Raw genomic sequence first — 16,921 nt, 5'->3', positions numbered from 1 at the left:
GCATACGCAAAGTGATATAAATCGCCGTCTACTTCGGTAAGGTGACCCAAACCTTTGCATTGGGGTAGTCGATTGTCAGGGTGGTGCGGTAAAAATAGTCCAACCCCACAATACCATCTATCTGGCTGCCGGCGGCGGCGCTGATGCCGGCCAGACTGTCCGTTACAGTCACGTTTTTCAGATCGAATTTGACCGCTCCCACAGCCAGGTTTGCATCCGCGCGCTTAACGGTCACCGCCCCGCCTGCTCCACCGAGGACACCTTCTCCTGTGGGCGTAATGTGGGCGCGGGCGGCGGTCTCTGGCGACAGGCTGGTCACAGTGGCGCCGGTGTCTATCTCAAAAGTGAATGGCCCCTCCCCGTTGACCTTTGCCTGGACGAGAATGATCGGCTTTTTTGCCGCGAGGGTGAAGGTGAGGGCCTCACCCTCAGACGGCGCGGGCGCCGACAGATCGATCTTGCGCGTGGGGTAGTTGATTGAAAATCTGCGATCACGAAGGAATTGGTAGCCGATGATGGCATCGACCGGATGCCCGATCTGGCCCGCCATGTTGTCGATCATAGGCAAGACGGCAACTGGGGTATGAACCAGTTTCACAGGCCCAAGTGAAAAAAATGGCAGGTCAGCCGTTCTGTAGCTCTGGCGTTTGCTTCCGACCGCGGTCGATGTCTCCGGAACTATTTCATCGGACATTTCAAGCGACAGCGATTTCGCCGCCCTTGTGCTTAAGAATAGCGAAAAGGGCGCAGCCGCGCCCGTGTCGAGCACAACCGACACCGGGGCTCGGCTCTCACCGAGTTGGCCCTTGACGACTAGTAAGGGCGCCTGGGCAGACGCATATTCAAAAGGAATTGTATCAAGCATTTTTTCTGGGTCCCATGTGTGCTTATTTCGCGACCTTTATCCAGGTCGAATCCGGTTCGGCGAGGATTGCTTTCAGAATGGCTTCTGAGCGCTTCTGCCCGTAGCCTTTTCCGTAGGCGCTCGATGTGATGGCGACGACCATGTGCCGACTGGGCACAATATAGATCTTGTTCCCGCCGTTCCCTGACGCAAATGAGACGGTGACCGGTTGGCCGTTGATTTGCTGGCTCTTGGCGTACCAGAAATAGCCGTAGCCATCCGCATAAGGATCGGTATCCGAAATGCTGACCTTGGGCGACAAGGCATCAGTAAGCCAGGCTGCGCTGACAATGCGGCGGCCTTTATAAACGCCCCCTGCGCGCACCATCTCCCCGATCTTGGCAAGATCGCGTGTCGTCAGCGACAGATTGCCCTGTCCTTTCGTATAGCCGGACGCATCCGACGCCCAGTGCCAGCGCGTGATGCCAAGCGGCGCGAACAAGGCGGTACTGGCGAAGGTCTCCAATGATCTGCCTGTGGCTTTGGCGACCACCACGCCGGCTGTGTATGCGGTGACGGAATTGTAGCGATAACGCATCCCCGGTTGATCGGCACGCGGGACGGACAGGACGAAGGCAAGCGGGTCGGCGGCGTCATCCATCCTGTCTTCGTTACCCGGCGACGCCGGGTCTTCATCGAACGCAGCCAGGCCTGAGCGCATGGTCAGAATGTCCCGGAGCGGCACCTCTCCCACCGGGCTACCCTTCGCCTCAGGCCAGTACATGGCGACCGAATCGTCTATGCCGTGGACTGCCTTGCGATCGATGGCGATACCCACCAGAAGCGAGGTGATGCTCTTGCCCGCCGAACGGATGTCATGCAGCGAGTCTGGCGTTTCGCCGTTGTAATAGCGTTCAGCGACGACGTGTCCGTCGCGCAAGACCACTACACCCTTCAGGTCGGGGTGCGCGTCCTGATCGAAGCGCACCAGCACGCCGTCGAATGTGGGCTCGCTCATAGACACGGCGGGCGTAAGGCTTGCCACCACCGATAGGAACACCACGGCAATCAGCGACTTCATGGCTTTGTCCGATCCCTATTATCGCTCAGGGACGAATAGCGCCTCCATCTGATCCGCCGTCAATTTAACATTCGGTAATTTTCAACCGCCGAACACCGATCACCAGATCCGCCCCCTCCTCCGGTTTAATGTCCCGCCAGAATGATGCAGGCCCTGAGCCCCGGGGCGTTGTCTTCAAGGATTAACTTTCCATTATGCAGACGCGCGGCCGCCTCTACAATGGCCAGCCCCAAACCCAGGCCTTTGGGCCGGGTGTCGACACCGACCTGCGTGAACCGTCGCACGGCATCATCCCGTTCCTCCGGCGCTATGCCGGGACCATTGTCGGCGACCAAAATTTGAGCACCGTCACCGTAGGCACTGATTTCCAGATCAACCTGTCCCCCATCAGGAGCGTATTTTATCGCATTATGGACCAGATTAGAAACGGCCTGCATCAACAAGGTGCGATGTCCGTGGATATGCACCGCTGTGACCTGCAAATTGAAGTGGATGGCGCGCTCTTCGGCCAAGGGCTGAAAGAGGTCATAGACACCTTGGGCGAGAGGCGAGAGCGCTACCGCCTCCATGGCGTTGCGTGATAACCCGCCTTCTGCTCGGGCAATATCGATAAGGCTGGAAAAGGTCGAGATGGTCCGGTCCACCTCGGTCAGCGCGGCTTCAAGGGCGTTCTGCTTGTCTTGCAGGCCACCGCTCAGGACTCCGTCTTCTATATATTTGCGGGTCTGCGCCAGGGGGGTGCGCAGATCATGCGCCAGGCTGTCGGTGACGATACGCAAACCGGTTATCAAGTCTTCGATTCGTGCGAGCATCATGTTCTGCGCACGCGCGATCTGATCGAAAGGACCGTGCCCCCTTCTATCCCTTGCCCGGGCCTGAAAATCTCCAGACGACACTTTTTGCGCAGTCGCCGACAATTCCCGGACCCTCGCCATTATCAGCGATGTGATGGCCATAGCTATAAGAATGCATGTCACGGCAACGATGGCGATGGCGACCCATACCGACCCGATGACCGTATCTTGAAAGCTTTCAAGCGCCTGATTGTCATGACCGACCAATACGACCATGCCATCGGACAGGCGACGGGTTGATATACGCAGTTCACTACGCCCTTCGACATTCCGACGGGCAAGCCAGAATGCATTATTTTCGAGTGAGGCGGGCCAGGCTTTCAGATTGCCGGCAATAAGAGCGCCATTTGCATCCTTGAGCGCAAATACACTGGTTCTTCCGTTCAACTCCGCCTGCTGCGATACTTCGAGGATCAGTCCATGCCGGCCTTCGGCGCGGTCGACGATCGAGAAGAGGTCCAGTTCATCCTTAGCTGCGTTCCTCTCTTGAAGCGAAATCAGGGCCTTTCCCCTGGCATCGACAAATTCGACGGCAACACTATAGGCCAGACCAACAGCCAGAATGATCGCGAAGATGAGCAGTAGCCCCCGCAAAGGCCACGCTCTGGTAAGTCGCGACATCATGGTGTGTCCGCCAGGCGATATCCAACGCTGCGCACGGTGTGCAATAGCGGCACAGGATGACCATCGTCGACTTTTTTTCTGAGACGACTTATGTGCGTGTCGATCAGACTCGTATGTGGGTCATAGCGATAATCCCACACCTGTTCGAGCAGCATGGTACGCGTCACGATCTTATTCTTGTGCCGCAACAGCTGTTCCAGGATCTGAAATTCGCGCTGCAAAAGGTCAATGACCTTGCCGCCGCGCGATACGCGCCGTGACAGCAAGTCCATTTCCAGGTCGGCACATGTCAGCGAGGTCTCTGCGGTGCCATTGCCCTTCGATTTCAGAAGGTTTTCGAGTCTGAGTTCGAATTCCAGAAAGGAAAACGGCTTGCCCAGATAGTCATTGGCGCCGGCACGAAGACCATTCACCCGCTCATCCGCATGGGCCAGGGCGGAGAGAATAAGAACCGGTATATCCTTGTGCGCAGCCCGCAGCGCCCGAAGCACCGACAGGCCGTCGAGGCCCGGCAGGTTACGGTCCAGAACAATCGCATCAAAGGGCTCGGAAATGGCCATATGGAGGGCATCCGGGCCATTTCCGACCTGTTCGACCGTATATCCGGCCTGACGCAAACCCTTGGTAACGAATTCCGCGCCGTTTGGATCGTCATCGACAACAAGTATTCGGTAGGGCATTCATCATTTCCGCGACTTTACACAAATGTAAGGCATATCCCAAGGATTTGATAGTCTGGTTGATTAAGGTGCAAGACTTGACCCAGGAATTGCACATTGCGACCGCTTCGAACCGAACTGGCCATCTGTTTACTGGGACTCGCTGCCGGTACGGCAGTCGGTGTGTGTTTTAACGCGCCACGGGCAGCCGCCGTCATTGTCCTAGTAGCAGCCATTGCCGCTTTCAGCCGGATGATCTGGCGCACCCTGTTCTAGACCCTATCCCGATTTGACTGAACCGGAACGGCGCTCGCCGCTCTGTTCCAGAGTGTATTCGACCATCGCTACATCTTACCGCCAGTGCAATGCCGGAGTAACATTTTCCTCCGTTGCCCGAACCTTTCATAAAATTAAAATTCACGCGAGTTCTGCGAGAGATGCGGCGGTCTAACCTTGTTCGACATCGCTACAGGCGCGTCACACTCCGCGCCTCACCGTAATAAGGAGAAGTGTTATGATACTGTCGCCTAAGGGGAAAAAAACAGCCTCTTCCCTCGGCCTTGCCATCGCCTTGGCTCTGACCGCCCAAGCGGGAACCAGCGAAGCACAGGAACACCGCCACATGGACGGCCAGGCACAGCGGCATGTTGAAAGCCAACGCGACCCCATGGGTTATTCGCGCCTGGACCGTCCCCACGGCATCGACGTACGCCCGCGAACCTTCGACCGTCCCGGCTACACACACAATTTCCAAGCCGTCCATAATTTTCACATAGGCCCATACCATGCGCCCGCCGGGTGGAAATATAGCCGCTTCTATTACGGTCAAATATTGCCTCGGACATACTGGGCGGAAGAGTATTGGCTCGCAGATTACTGGCTTTTCGCCCTGGATGTACCCCCTATCGGCTACGAGTGGGTCAGGTACGGTCCCGATGCCATTCTTGTAGACATCCATACGGGCGAAATTGTCCAGGTGGTCTACGATACGTTCCGCTAGCACTTTCTGGTGGTGACGATTGTGGGCGCATGACCGAACACCACGTGTGTCATTTACCTGTCATGGATGACACCAATATTGGCATCGTTCAGCAAGACGTTGTCAAAAGGCACATTATGGTCACCCGGCCTGAGTGCGAGCCTTAAAGAAATACAGAGGGGCCGGACAGGTGCGATGCTGTGTCTTGCCGGCCTTGATTGACCCCAGTTCAGCCCCGTTCAGGAGCGCCGCACCGCATGCCAAACACCAAGACTGCCTTTAGGTGGAGTTCCGACAAAATTGCCTTCGGTGTCTTAGCCCTTCTCAGTCTCGAACCGGCTTTAAGTGCCATTTTAGGGCGTCTTGCCAAAGGCGGCTGGTGGTTCGGTGATTTTGACGCGCTTCTATGCGGCGCGACCAGAATCGCGGCAGGTCACTCTCCGTACAGCCTCACGCCAGTGTGCAGCGGTCTTGTGCCCGCGCGCTTCGTCTACGCCCCCCAAATCGGATATGCGGTCGCGCCGGTAGTGCAAGCGCTCGGCCCCGACGGGGCGCGCCTAGCCGGGATGGCGCTGTTCATTCCCTTTACCCTGCTTATTTTGTGGTATGCCGTCCTGAAACCTACGCCGCGCGTGCCCATGACCATGAAGCTTTTCGCGCTTATGGCGGTTCGCGGCAGCCCCCTGGCCAGCGGAAACGTGGGAGCGATTTTGCACGGCCTGATCATCGCGGCCATACTCAGGCTCAAGACATACCGCTGGCTTTTTATCATCGTTGTCATTGGTTGTGCCCTCGTCAAACCTTTCTTCCTGGCAGCCCTGATCGTCCTGTTGTTCGAAGAACGCCCCCCTGAAAACGCGTCTGACGGCCTTTGTTCCGGCGCTTGTTTTTGGTGTCGCGGCTCTGACAGCGCTTATTTTGACCGGTGGCGCGTATGGCGCGCAATGGCAGGAAGCGCTCCACACCACCGTCTTTCAGGCGCAGCCTGGCCGGGGCTTTTTGGCCTGCGTATGGTATTTGGGTCTGCGTCCGGACACGCCCCTTGTTATTCTGGCTTACGGTCTCTTCGCAAGCCTTATGGTCGGTGCGGGCCTCGTCCTCGCGGAGACGGCGAAGCTTTGTGACAGCGAACGCGTCTTGCTCGCTCTCGGCCTCGTACAACTTATCAATCCGCGCCTGTACGAATACGATTATGACCTTTACCTGCTCTACCCGGCCATGGCCCTGGTCGTCATGGTCGCGAAAGACCTCAACGTCCGGGTATTCGCCTGGCTTCAGGGCCTTTTCATCACCGTCATGATCTGCGATTTCCTGATCAGTCTGATAGGCATCAATATCCTGCCTTACTTTCCGGGAACATTTCTCACGCTTTGCGCCCTGTTCCTGACAGTCGTCGGTCTCAGTCTCAAGCATCAGACGCCGTTTTTTAGACTGTCGGACTTACCAGTCCTCCGAAAGGTTGGCTTTCAGTCTCAATTTCAGCCGCCTCGGGCGGATAAGCCATTTAGCGAAAATAATATGCCGTAAGCTGACATGGCGCCAATCTCGATAATCCGTCGAAGCAGGTGATGTGACGACATATCGTCCTTTTTAGGGGTACGAAGACGTGATCGATAACGACCTTCAACAAGACAACGCGTCTCATTCGACCCCTACGCCTCATACCCTTCCGAGTCTGGATCGGAAAACGACTTTGGGCACCTGGCTGTAGCCGGTGATCATCCTCCTGGTCGCTATTGCGGCGTAGACTACATTACGTCTCATAATGCACCAACGGCCTCGCCTAAATCTACGCGCAGCGGCAAGCCCACTGTCGGCGATTATGTTGCGGCTAAGGGCGATCTGCCCGTCTATCTGAACGCCCTGGGCACCGTCACACCTGCCGCAACGGTCGTGGTCCACACCCAAATCAGCGGTATTCTGCGATCCGTCGCCTTTACCGAAGGGCAGATGGTCACCAAGGTACAGTTTCTGGCGCAGATCGATGCGCGGCCTTATGAAGCCGCCCGTCGGGCAACTGGAAGGCGCGGTGCTTCGCGATCAGGCAGCCATCCTGCGCGGATCGAGCGGCCTGTTTGTGTATGTCCCGTCAAGACAGGCTCACGCGACGGCGAGCACACCGCCCCCCTGTCTGGCCTAATTAGAGCATGTTGTGATCTTTGCGACGCAACGCCCTATTCGGTCTGATCTGTCGACCTTCGGAACGGTCCGGCATAGCCCGGCCGGGTTCCGCGTCGCCGGTCAGGACCGGTAAAGCTCGGAATACTAATCCACTCCCGCTTGCTCCTCATGACGCGCTGAACATGGTCCATAAGAACTTGGGCTGTAAAGGGCTTAGCGATGATTTCGTTCACGCCCGCATCGCGCGCCTTGGTGACATTGCTGCGGACCGTGTGCCCGGTAATCATGATGATCGGCAGGGTTCTGTTGGGGCTATCGGAGCTCTGGCGCAAAAGTTTCGCCGTCTCTATACCATCCAGTTGGTCCATAACCAGGTCTAGGATCATCAAATCAATGGGAGACGTTTTCAGAATTTCAAAAGCCTCGATGCCGCTCGAAGACTGTTTGACGTTTCTCACCCCCATGGTTCGAAGGATTTCCGAGACGATTTTCCTGATATTGTGACTGTCATCCACGACCAGAACATTCAGGAGCGACAAATCTACAGGACCGGCCGTTTCCGTTTCAGTCTTTTTCATTAATTTAATCCCCGAACGCTTCTAACTACTGGTAGTCCTCTCAGGCAGGCCAGGGTGCGGACATAGACGAGACAGCGTAATACTCGACCAAAGCCTGTTGTCCAGCGGTTCCAAATCGCTTGCACGTTACCCAGACTGAACCCTGACTCTTCATGGAAGGTTAAGACGGCGAGGCGGGTTCATTTCCGTGCCCCCTTCGCGGATGATGGCCGACGCGCCTTGGCGCGCAAACCGAGGCTAATGCCGGCGCGTGAGCGCCGGCGGTTCACCCTTATGCCGCCCTCACTGTTGCGAGGAACTTGTCCATTTCATGATGCAGCCGTTCCGCCTGCTGAGCCAGTTCAGCCGACGCATTCAATACCTCGGTGGCCGAGGTGCCGGTCTGCTCCGCCGCCAAGGCAACGCCGGTAATGTTGGAGGTCACTTCCTGCGTGCCAATTGACGCCTGGTTGACGGCTTGAACGATTTCCTGCGTTGCCGCCGTCTGTTGCTCGACGGCCGAAGCGATTATCGTGTTGGTCTGATTGATATTCTGGATCGTGCCTGAAATATTGGCGATAGCCGAGGCGGCCTTGGCGGTCGCTTCCTGGATATGCGCTATCTTGGCCGATATCTCGGTTGTCGCACTCGCTGTCTGCCCGGCCAGAGCCTTGACTTCGGACGCGACAACGGCAAAGCCCTTTCCAGCCTCTCCCGCGCGCGCCGACTCTATGGTGGCGTTTAGGGCCAGCAGGTTTGTCTGGCTGGCCAGCCCTGCGATCAGGTCGACCACGCCGCCGATACTGGCCGTCACTTCGTTCAATTCCTCCACGATTTTGACGGCGCCGCTCGCTTCTCGCACGGCTTCAGATGAAATGGTCGCCGACGTCTCGACCTGGCGGCTGATTTCGTTGACCGACGCGCCAAGCTCCTCAGCCGAGGACGCCACGGAGGTGACATTTGCCCCCGCCTCTTCCGCCGCCGCCGAAACCGCGATCGACTGAGCCGATGCCTGTTGCGCGGTTGTGGACAGCTGTTGAGCCGAGGCCTGCATTTCGGTGGCCGCGCTCGACACCAGGGTCACAATGCCACCCACGGAACGCTCGAAGTCATTCGCCAGCTTCAGCATGATCTCGCGCCGATCCTGATCTTGCTTTATACGCTCAGCCTCGGCGCCCGCGGCTTTCTGCAGGGCTTCCTCTTCCGTCACGACGCGAATACGATCCACCGCGCGTGAAATGTCGCCAATTTCGTCACGACGCTCGGCGCCTACGATTTCACGCAGCTTTTCACCCATTGCCAGCCGTCCAAGCGCTTCCGTCAGGCGCGCGATGGGGTTTGCGACGTTATTTGCCATAATAGCAATAACGATCACACCCAGCACCGCGACAACGGCCGCGCAAATCAGCTCCCACATCACATCGCTGCCACCACGTTTTTTGAGCGAATTCGACAGCCTGTCGGCATCCGCCATGACGACGGTGCGCGGAACCGAAATAATGACGGACCAATATTGCCCGCTGCGCCCCAGCTGCACCGGGGCATAGACCCGCATATCGTCGTGCTGTTTGTCATAGTTCACGGTGGATTTGCCAGCCTTTATGCCATCTATGGCGTTCCAGGCCAGGGGATCATAGCTTTGAATGGACTTACCTATCGCATCCGGAAAAGCGCTGGACGCTACGACAAGACCATCTGATGTAACAATCGTAACATTGCCCTTGCCGTCGTAGATCGACTTCTTGACATCCAAGGCCAAGGCCTGAACGAAAGACAGGTCAAAATCGGCGCCGGCCACACCCTTAAATTGGCCCCCGATCGTGATGGGGACCGACATGGTTGCCAAGAAGACGTTACGGCCTTGCACGATGTAAGGCAGGGGCGCGAGGATGCTTTCATGTCCGGTCGTTTGCGGCCCGATAAACCACCCGCCCTTCACCAATCCATTAGAGTGGAGGTCGTGACTGTCATATTCCACCAAGGGCTGGATGGCGACCAGACCTTGGCCGTTTCGGGTCCAATACGGCAAAGCCCGCCCCGTTGCGTCCGAACCCACATCTTTTCGATTAACATATGCGGCATCTGCACCGTCGATCGCGTTTGGCATCCACGCACTATAGGTCCCGTTAAAGCGCGGGTTGTCCTTTAGGACGCCGACCAGAATGTCATTCAGTTGGCGACGCCTCTCGCCTTTTGGGGCACCGTCGGGACCCGCGACAACCTCAAGACTGCGCGCCATATTTCGAGCCGAGGAGAAGGCTGTGTCGACTTCCGTTCTGACCATTCCCGCCTGAGCAGAGGCCAGCCGGGTAAGGGACTCGCTACTGCTGCGGTCCAGCAATCCCTGGACGTTTTCATTTACAAAATGTGTCGTTTTCCCTGACGAAAAGACACCATAGCCGACCAATGCCCCCGTCGCCGTTAACAGGCACAGCGCCGACAAGGCCACGATCTTGGTTTTAACAGAGTGAATATTCATTTGCTCCTCCAGCCGCCTGGCAATGGCGTGGAGGAACCATCAATCCCACAAAATTAATATGGCCTTAAGGGAAACCTATTCAGCCATAATAAAAATGGCCAAAATACTTACAAAAATGCCGGATTGACGCAATTTGCGACATGTTACGAAATATCAGATACGTTAAAATATGATACAAGTATATATGTATGGAATTTATATTATATCTTTCAAGAAAGAATTCAACCGCGAATTTAATATAATACCATTAAATACTTTAAACATATCGATATGTATCAATTCAATACAATTGGAATTTATCCGTGAAAACCAGTGTCAACTAAGAAAAACAGATCTCGTCTTCACTACGTTTTCAAAAGAAATGAATTGTTAGCTTTTCCATAACATTGTTAGCCGGCTAATGAGTTTGAGGTATTGAGCATGTTTAAGAATTCGCAGGCCGAGGCGACATTGTCGGCCTTTTCTAAGTCGCAGGCGCTGATCGAGTTTGCCATGGACGGCACCATCCTGACGGCCAACGACAATTTCCTGACGGCCATGGGGTACAGGCTTGATGAAATCAAAGGCAAACATCATAGCCTGTTCGTTTCCAGCGCCTATGCCCAGACGGAAGACTACAAGCAGTTCTGGCGTAGATTGAACCAAGGCACGTTCGACACGGCTGAATATTTGCGCATCGGCAAGAATGGAAAAGAAGTCTGGATCCAGGCCTCCTACAATCCGGTTCTCGACAGGCACGGCAAACCGTTCAAGGTCGTCAAGATTGCCACCGATGTGACAACACAAAAGCTGAAGACGGCCGAATTCGAAGGCCAGATTGCTGCCATAAACAAGGCGCAGGCGGTCATCCATTTCGATTTAAACGGGGTCGTTTTGGACGCGAACCAGAACTTTCTCACAGCCTTGGGATACGATCTATCGGAGATCAAGGGCCGACCCCATTCAATGTTCGTTGACGCTGCCTATCGCGACAGCGCCGAATACAAGCAATTTTGGGATGCTTTGAGGCGCGGAGAGTTCCAGGCTGCGGAGTATCTGCGCATTGGCAAGAACGGTAGGGAGGTCTGGATTCAGGCCTCGTACAACCCCATATTTGACGCCAAGGGCGTTCCGTTCAAAGTCGTTAAATTCGCCACCGATATTACCCCGCAGGTTCACGAGCGCATGCGCCGCGAAAAAATCCAGGTGGGCATCAGTCGGGATCTGGGTGAAATAACGGTCGCCATTACCGATGTCGCCAAGCTCGCGTCGGGAACAGCTACAGCCTCCACACAGACCTCGTCAAACGTACAGGTCGTCGCCGCCGGGGCGGAGGAACTCGTGGCCTCGGTTTCCGAGATTAACCAACAAGTCCACCTGGCACTCCAGGTATCGCAGGCGGCGGTGCAGAAGGCTACGGACACGACCGAGATCGTGTCAGGCCTGTTTGAAGCAACGCAAAATATCGGGGAGTTTGTGGTCCTCATCAACCATATCGCTTCGCAAACAAATCTCCTGGCCCTCAATGCCACCATAGAAGCCGCCCGGGCCGGCGAGGCCGGTAAGGGATTTGCGGTCGTCGCGTCCGAAGTCAAGACTCTTGCTTCCCAGACCTCAAAGGCGACCGACGAAATTCGCAGCCAGATCGCAGGCGTCCAAAATTCCACACAGAACGCGGTAGATGCGATAAGTCAGATCACGGACGTCATTGGCCAGATCAACAATATTTCAACCGGGATCGCCGGCGCCATGACCGAACAGTCGGCTGTGGTGCGCGACATCGCCTCCAATATGCAGCTGGCAGCCGACAGCGTGGAAACCATCACAAATAACGCCACGACCATTGCGAGCGCTGCTGCACAAGTCGATCAATCCACCAGAAGCGTGAGCGAGTCGGCTCGCGCATTGGGATAGGCGGCGTCAGCTGTCTAAATCGCAGCGCGTGATTACCGTAAACCTGCCCCCCACTTCCTTCAAAAATAGGGAAGTGCTCGCATAACGGCAGAAAAATTTACCCCCATTTAACTATATAATACGATTTTTGAGGAACGGTGGCATTTGGCCGCCGTTTCGTCGTTATCAGGACCTCTACCTCCGTATGTCAGACCTGTTGAAGCTTAAAGCACAACGTGACCGGTTTCTGGCCTTCGCAATGGCTGCGGCGGATATATTGGTAGAGGTTGACCGCGACTCCAGAACCCTGTCGACCTTTGGCGCCACACAGACCCTGCTACAGGGGGAGAGCGCAGGCGAACCCTTCGTGGATCTATTCGTAGAGCAAGACCGCCCCCTTGTGGCCCGCTTGCTGGCCAAGGCCTGGGAGTCAGGGCGCATCGAACCTGTCGTCGTCAGGTTGCGTCAGGCCAACGGCAGCGCTATTCGGGTGAATATCGGCGCCTGTCATTTTCCCGACGGGCAAACCCTATTTATCACTCTGACCTTATTGTCGGCCCTGCTCGCTCGGCTGGTGCCTCAAATCGATCCCGTCACGAGCCTGCTCTCCCTTGAGGAATTTCGCGACCTGGCTTCCGTTGTCGTCGGTCAAGCGGCCGATGAGGCCGCCTCTCCGAAGGCCATGCAGCTTATCGACCTCCCGGGGCTGGCAAATGCCCTGGAAGGCCTGCCCGCAACCAAATCGGCGCAGGTGTTGGCCGAAGTCGGCGCCGTTTTGCGCGCCAATGCGCTGAGCGGCAATCTGGCGGGTCAACTTGGCCCTGATCAGTTTGCCGTCGTAACGTCCGGCACGACCCGAGCGGATGACGTTCAACAGCGGCTGGATGTCAGTGTCTCAGATGCCCTGAAAATGGCCGGCACAAAAAAGAATGTCACCTCGCGCGTTGTGAATATCCAGATCGATGCCGGCGACCTGACGCCGGAAAGCGCGTTCAAGGCCATTTCCTACGCCCTGCAGAGTTTTGCGACCGGTAATGAGGCCGACCTCAAAAGATTTCAATCGGGTCTGTCCGCTGCCCTCGAAGCCACGGTCGGCCGGTACAGTCACACCCGGGACCTGATTACGCAACGCCAATTTGAACTGCATTTCCAGCCGGTCGAGGACCTGCAAACGCGCACCGTACATCACTTCGAAGCTCTGGTACGGTTTGACAACGGCCAATCCGCTTACGAGACGGTGCGGTTCAGCGAAGAAATCGGCCTGGTCCAGGAGCTCGATCTCGCCACAATCGATCAGGCAATAAGGGTTCTTGAGGGACGCTCAGACATATCCCTTGCGGTAAATATCTCCGGTGCATCGATCGAAAACGACGGCTTCAGGCACGCCTTGATGAGTCGGCTGGCAAGCGAGCGAGCGCTGAGCGAACGGCTGCTGTTCGAAATAACCGAATCCAGTCAGATTACCGATCTGGACACGGCAGCTACGTTTCTTGGCGGCGTAAGGCGCCGCGGCTTCAACCTGTGCCTCGATGATTTCGGCGCTGGAGCTGCCGGCTATAACTATTTGCGCGCCCTCGAGGTCGACTACGTCAAAATCGACGGCAACTTCCTTCAAGCCGCCGTCAGAAATGAGCGGCAGCGCGCCCTTATACACTCAATCAAGGTCCTATGCGATGACCTCGGCGCCAGCATAATAGGCGAGATGATCGAAACGGAAGAGATCTTGCAATTGGCCAAGTCGATGGGACTCAGGTACGGGCAAGGCTATCTTCTGGGCAAGCCGCTGAAAGTCATTCCCCCACGGGCCATGGCTCCGCCGGCCAGGCGCCAGGGATACAAAGAGACGTGGGGATGACTGCGGTACAGTTTTACTGACGGCCTTTTCGGACAGGCCTTTTCCGACGGGCGCGTTCGGCCCCAATAGTACGTGTAAGCGTTAATTGCTGTGAAACCAGGTGGCCAGCGCGCGGCATTGTCCCGCAGCTTCGCTGCACCTTCATATAAGAGAGACTACCCATGAGCAGGTCAAGAGCAGCGACCAGTGCAGCTCCCAGAAAGCTGGGGCGCGACTTGCGCAGTCTTGTCAACCTTGGAGAGACTGCCTCAACCAGTCGCGTTCTAAATCTGTCCCAGATACACCTCGCCGCCGCAAATGAGTCCGACTACGCAAGACGGCCGTTTTTTAGGGACTCGCGGCTTAACAAAGCGATCTTGATAAAACACACCTTGCGCACGAACGAATTGGAGATTTTTCCGAGGCCACGCCGCACCGCGACGAAAATCATTCTGCCATTTGATCCGACCGATCTCAAACTCGGGGGCGCATCGGTTTTTGTCGGTCAACGCGGCTTTGACTCCTTCTGCAAATCGCAACTCGCCTCGAATTCGGATGTGGCGGTGAATCCGGATGTGCAAATTTTGGGTCTGCTCGACTCAATTCCCGCCCTCGATCCCTTCCTGGTCAGGGAACTGCTGGCGCGCAACGGTTTTAAGCCGGCCCATTGCTACCTCAAGATTTCACCTGCCGATATCCAGCGCATGATCGGCTTCGCCAATGCGGAAATCGAGAGGCTGGTAAAACGCGCATTCGGCTCCACTATCAATGGGGCCTCCCTAAAACTCGCCACCAAGATTTTGTCGAACGAGCTTGACCAGGAACTGATGCCCCTAAAGCACACCCTGCGTTTGTCGGATGCCGAATTTTCCGAAGGCATTTTTTCGTGGCGCGGCTTCCTGTATTTCAAATGGCGGTTCTTTGAGCTCCAGGAGGAGATGCGCACCGTGATTTCTGGCCTGTCAACCTACCAACCGGCGGGCAAGCCTGATGACGCGGTAAAAGCCTATCTGGAGGAAGCCCGACCGCGCTTGGGGCGGAGTATAGGCCAGACCATGATCCACGTGGGCCGCAGCCTCGCCGTCTATGACCAGGCCTATGCCGGACTGGTCGATCGCGCCGACCCGTCACGTTTCAGGACCTTTCTGCTGGATGGGCCCAAACTCTTTTATGCCCTGGGCGAAAGTATCGCCATCCTAGGCCACATCGCATCGTTCTGGCAGTATCGCATGGGCCAGACGGATCTAAAGTCGCGCCTTCATGTCGAAGACTATGCCGATATCCTCATGGACTTCGAGGACAGTCTCTCAAGCCTGGATGGCGACACATGAGCGGTCACCGGCCCAAAGGCAATACGCGCGAATTCCGCAACCTCGCCAATATCGCCGAGACCGCGTCCACGTCCCGCATACTGAATCTCGCCTATGTTCATCATCACGCCAACGAAGAGCCCGAATACAAAAGAAATCCGTTTTTTCAGCATCCGACCCTAAATAAGGCGATACTGGTCAAACACACCTTGAGGCCCAATGAACTGGAAGCCTTCACGCGGGATCGCCGTACCGCAACAAAAGTCATTCTGCCCTTTGATTCAACCGATCTGAGATTGGGCGGAGGCGCGTTGTTTGTCGACCAGGTCGGCTTCGAACGTATTCTAAGGGAGGTTTGTGGCGGAAGCGCGATGGACATTCAGAGTGATTTGCGCATTCTGAAGATGATCGACGCCCTCCCCTCCCTTGACCCCTTCATACTCAAAGAGTGTCTCGCCCGACAGGGCGTCCATCCGGCCGGCTGCTATTTCGTCATATCGAAAAGCGACATTGCGTCGATGATGTCGTTCGCCAACGACGAGATCGACAAACTTGTGCGGATCGCATTCGGCGACTCGCAGAGTACCGCCTCCATGCAGTTTGCCAGCAAGATCCTGTCGGACAACGTGGACAGCGAGCTTGATCCCTTGCGCGCCACTCTGAGACTTAATTCAAATGAATTCTCAGAAGGGCTGTTCTCCTGGCGCGGATTTCTATACTTCAAATGGCGATATATTGCCTTACGGGAAGAATTGGGGCGGGTGATCGAGGGGCTGGCCAAATATCAACCCCGAGGGTTTACCGACGCCGACCTGAAGGAATATATCACGACAGCGCGGCCCCGCATTGCCAAAGATATCATGGCGACACTGACCAGCGTCGGCAAGATTCTGGAAAACTACGATTCCGCTTTTGCGGCGCTGACGAAGGACCTGAACCCAACACCGTTCCGAACCTTTTTGATTAATGGTCCGGCCATGTTTTTCGAATTGGGCGAAAACGTCGGCGTCCTAAGCCACATCGCGTCGTTTTGGTCCTACCGCATGGGATCGAGCCGCACGCACCGCCTCTCTTTGCTTGAGTTCGCGGAATTGCTGATCGATTTCGAAGAGAGTCTTGCCTGCGTATTCGTCGACAAATAGACGCTGACAGGGCCAGCCAGCTTTGCCTGATGGCCCAGCGTCAAAAAAGCGTTTTCTTCATATAGTGACGCATATCGCAGTACCACCCCGATAGAGGCGTTCGACGGCGACCTGAACATCTATAGTCGGCTTGAGCAGCCTATCGGATAAAGACGGTATCGGCTTCAATGCTGATCATGGCGTTCATCTGCTTGCTGGCCAACTCCTTGCAAAGATGTTCCAGATCAATCAGCTTGAAGGGTTTGGCGAGTATGTAATCGACATGAGCCCTGCGGGCACGATTAATGGCATCGCTAATGCTGCCATTATCTGAATAGTCCCCTGCGGTCATGACAGCAATATTGAGATCCGGCTGCATCGCCTTATACTCGTGCAGGTGATCCAAAGAATTATCCTCCTCCAGAAAAATATCCAGAAGAAGCAGATCGAAGACGGAGGTCCTTAGTTTTTCATAGGCTTCCGCGTGGGAGGCAACACTCTCGGCGTGTGCGCCAAGCTTTTGAAACATCGCGCCAATCGCGTGTGCCTGGGTGCTGCTGTCTTCTACGATCAAAATGTTCTTTGT

Annotated in this window: 16 protein-coding genes; 9 read left to right on the top strand and 7 right to left on the bottom strand. The window is 55.9% G+C overall.

The window, feature by feature from the left end:
* Positions 1-28 precede the first annotated feature (28 nt).
* The 4 genes from AEAC466_RS40000 to AEAC466_RS39985 all read right to left on the bottom strand — a co-directional run bounded on the left by AEAC466_RS40000 (position 29) and on the right by AEAC466_RS39985 (position 4,083).
* Positions 29-865, bottom strand: coding sequence for a pepsin/retropepsin-like aspartic protease family protein (locus AEAC466_RS40000; protein ID WP_023459575.1), 837 nt, complete (start codon positions 863-865; stop codon positions 29-31).
* A 22-nt stretch (positions 866-887) separates the two neighbouring features.
* On the bottom strand, positions 888-1,925 hold the full coding sequence (locus AEAC466_RS39995) for a serine hydrolase domain-containing protein (RefSeq protein ID WP_023459574.1): 1,038 nt from the start codon (positions 1,923-1,925) through the stop codon (positions 888-890).
* Between the two features lie 125 nt (positions 1,926-2,050).
* Entirely contained in the window at positions 2,051-3,403 is a 1,353-nt protein-coding gene (locus AEAC466_RS39990) for a sensor histidine kinase (RefSeq protein WP_081714709.1), read from the bottom strand.
* Positions 3,400-4,083, bottom strand: a complete 684-nt coding sequence (locus AEAC466_RS39985; protein WP_023459572.1) for a response regulator transcription factor — start codon at positions 4,081-4,083, stop codon at positions 3,400-3,402. The genes AEAC466_RS39990 and AEAC466_RS39985 overlap by 4 nt, the downstream gene beginning before the upstream one ends.
* Positions 4,084-4,179: 96 nt before the next feature.
* Between AEAC466_RS39985 and AEAC466_RS44635 the strand changes: the two genes are divergently transcribed.
* The 5 genes from AEAC466_RS44635 (at position 4,180) to AEAC466_RS45050 (ending at position 7,181) form a co-directional block, all read left to right on the top strand.
* Positions 4,180-4,338: a hypothetical protein gene (locus tag AEAC466_RS44635; RefSeq protein WP_155913803.1), complete on the top strand. Its 159-nt coding sequence runs from the start codon at positions 4,180-4,182 to the stop codon at positions 4,336-4,338.
* 238 nt (positions 4,339-4,576) lie between these two features.
* Positions 4,577-5,062 (top strand): RcnB family protein, encoded by a 486-nt coding sequence (locus tag AEAC466_RS0122760; protein ID WP_023459571.1) that lies wholly within the window; start codon positions 4,577-4,579, stop codon positions 5,060-5,062.
* A gap of 236 nt (positions 5,063-5,298) precedes the next feature.
* Entirely contained in the window at positions 5,299-6,165 is an 867-nt protein-coding gene (locus tag AEAC466_RS44630; RefSeq protein ID WP_155913801.1) for a hypothetical protein, read from the top strand.
* A gap of 13 nt (positions 6,166-6,178) precedes the next feature.
* Positions 6,179-6,568 (top strand): hypothetical protein, encoded by a 390-nt coding sequence (locus AEAC466_RS44625; protein ID WP_155913799.1) that lies wholly within the window; start codon positions 6,179-6,181, stop codon positions 6,566-6,568.
* A gap of 469 nt (positions 6,569-7,037) precedes the next feature.
* A complete protein-coding gene (locus AEAC466_RS45050; RefSeq protein ID WP_235074337.1) occupies positions 7,038-7,181 on the top strand; it encodes a hypothetical protein in 144 nt (47 codons plus the stop codon).
* Positions 7,182-7,215: 34 nt separating this feature from the next.
* Here the strand turns inward: AEAC466_RS45050 and AEAC466_RS39970 are convergent, their stop codons facing one another.
* Together AEAC466_RS39970 and AEAC466_RS39965 are read right to left on the bottom strand one after the other, a co-directional pair.
* Positions 7,216-7,740 carry a response regulator gene (locus tag AEAC466_RS39970; protein ID WP_023459567.1) on the bottom strand — a complete coding sequence of 175 codons (525 nt, stop codon included), beginning with the start codon at positions 7,738-7,740 and terminating at the stop codon, positions 7,216-7,218.
* Positions 7,741-8,011: 271 nt separating this feature from the next.
* Positions 8,012-10,198, bottom strand: a complete 2,187-nt coding sequence (locus AEAC466_RS39965) for a methyl-accepting chemotaxis protein (protein ID WP_023459566.1) — start codon at positions 10,196-10,198, stop codon at positions 8,012-8,014.
* Between the two features lie 420 nt (positions 10,199-10,618).
* On the opposite strand from AEAC466_RS39965, the gene AEAC466_RS39960 reads away from it, so the two are divergent.
* The 4 genes from AEAC466_RS39960 to AEAC466_RS39945 all read left to right on the top strand — a co-directional run bounded on the left by AEAC466_RS39960 (position 10,619) and on the right by AEAC466_RS39945 (position 16,356).
* Positions 10,619-12,091, top strand: a complete 1,473-nt coding sequence (locus AEAC466_RS39960) for a methyl-accepting chemotaxis protein (RefSeq protein ID WP_023459565.1) — start codon at positions 10,619-10,621, stop codon at positions 12,089-12,091.
* Between the two features lie 184 nt (positions 12,092-12,275).
* Positions 12,276-13,925, top strand: coding sequence for an EAL domain-containing protein (locus AEAC466_RS39955; RefSeq protein WP_023459564.1), 1,650 nt, complete (start codon positions 12,276-12,278; stop codon positions 13,923-13,925).
* A 371-nt stretch (positions 13,926-14,296) separates the two neighbouring features.
* Positions 14,297-15,235: a hypothetical protein gene (locus AEAC466_RS39950; protein ID WP_023459563.1), complete on the top strand. Its 939-nt coding sequence runs from the start codon at positions 14,297-14,299 to the stop codon at positions 15,233-15,235.
* Positions 15,232-16,356, top strand: a complete 1,125-nt coding sequence (locus tag AEAC466_RS39945) for a hypothetical protein (protein WP_023459562.1) — start codon at positions 15,232-15,234, stop codon at positions 16,354-16,356. Before AEAC466_RS39950 ends, AEAC466_RS39945 begins: the two co-directional genes overlap by 4 nt.
* 139 nt (positions 16,357-16,495) lie before the next feature.
* Here the strand turns inward: AEAC466_RS39945 and AEAC466_RS39940 are convergent.
* Positions 16,496-16,921: response regulator (locus AEAC466_RS39940; RefSeq protein ID WP_023459561.1), on the bottom strand; the 426-nt coding region annotated here is incomplete at its 5' end.

The organism is Asticcacaulis sp. AC466 (assembly GCF_000495815.1).
GTDB lineage: Bacteria > Pseudomonadota > Alphaproteobacteria > Caulobacterales > Caulobacteraceae > Asticcacaulis.
Note: the sequence above shows the minus strand (reverse complement) of the source record. Positions and strands in the feature narration are given on the sequence as shown.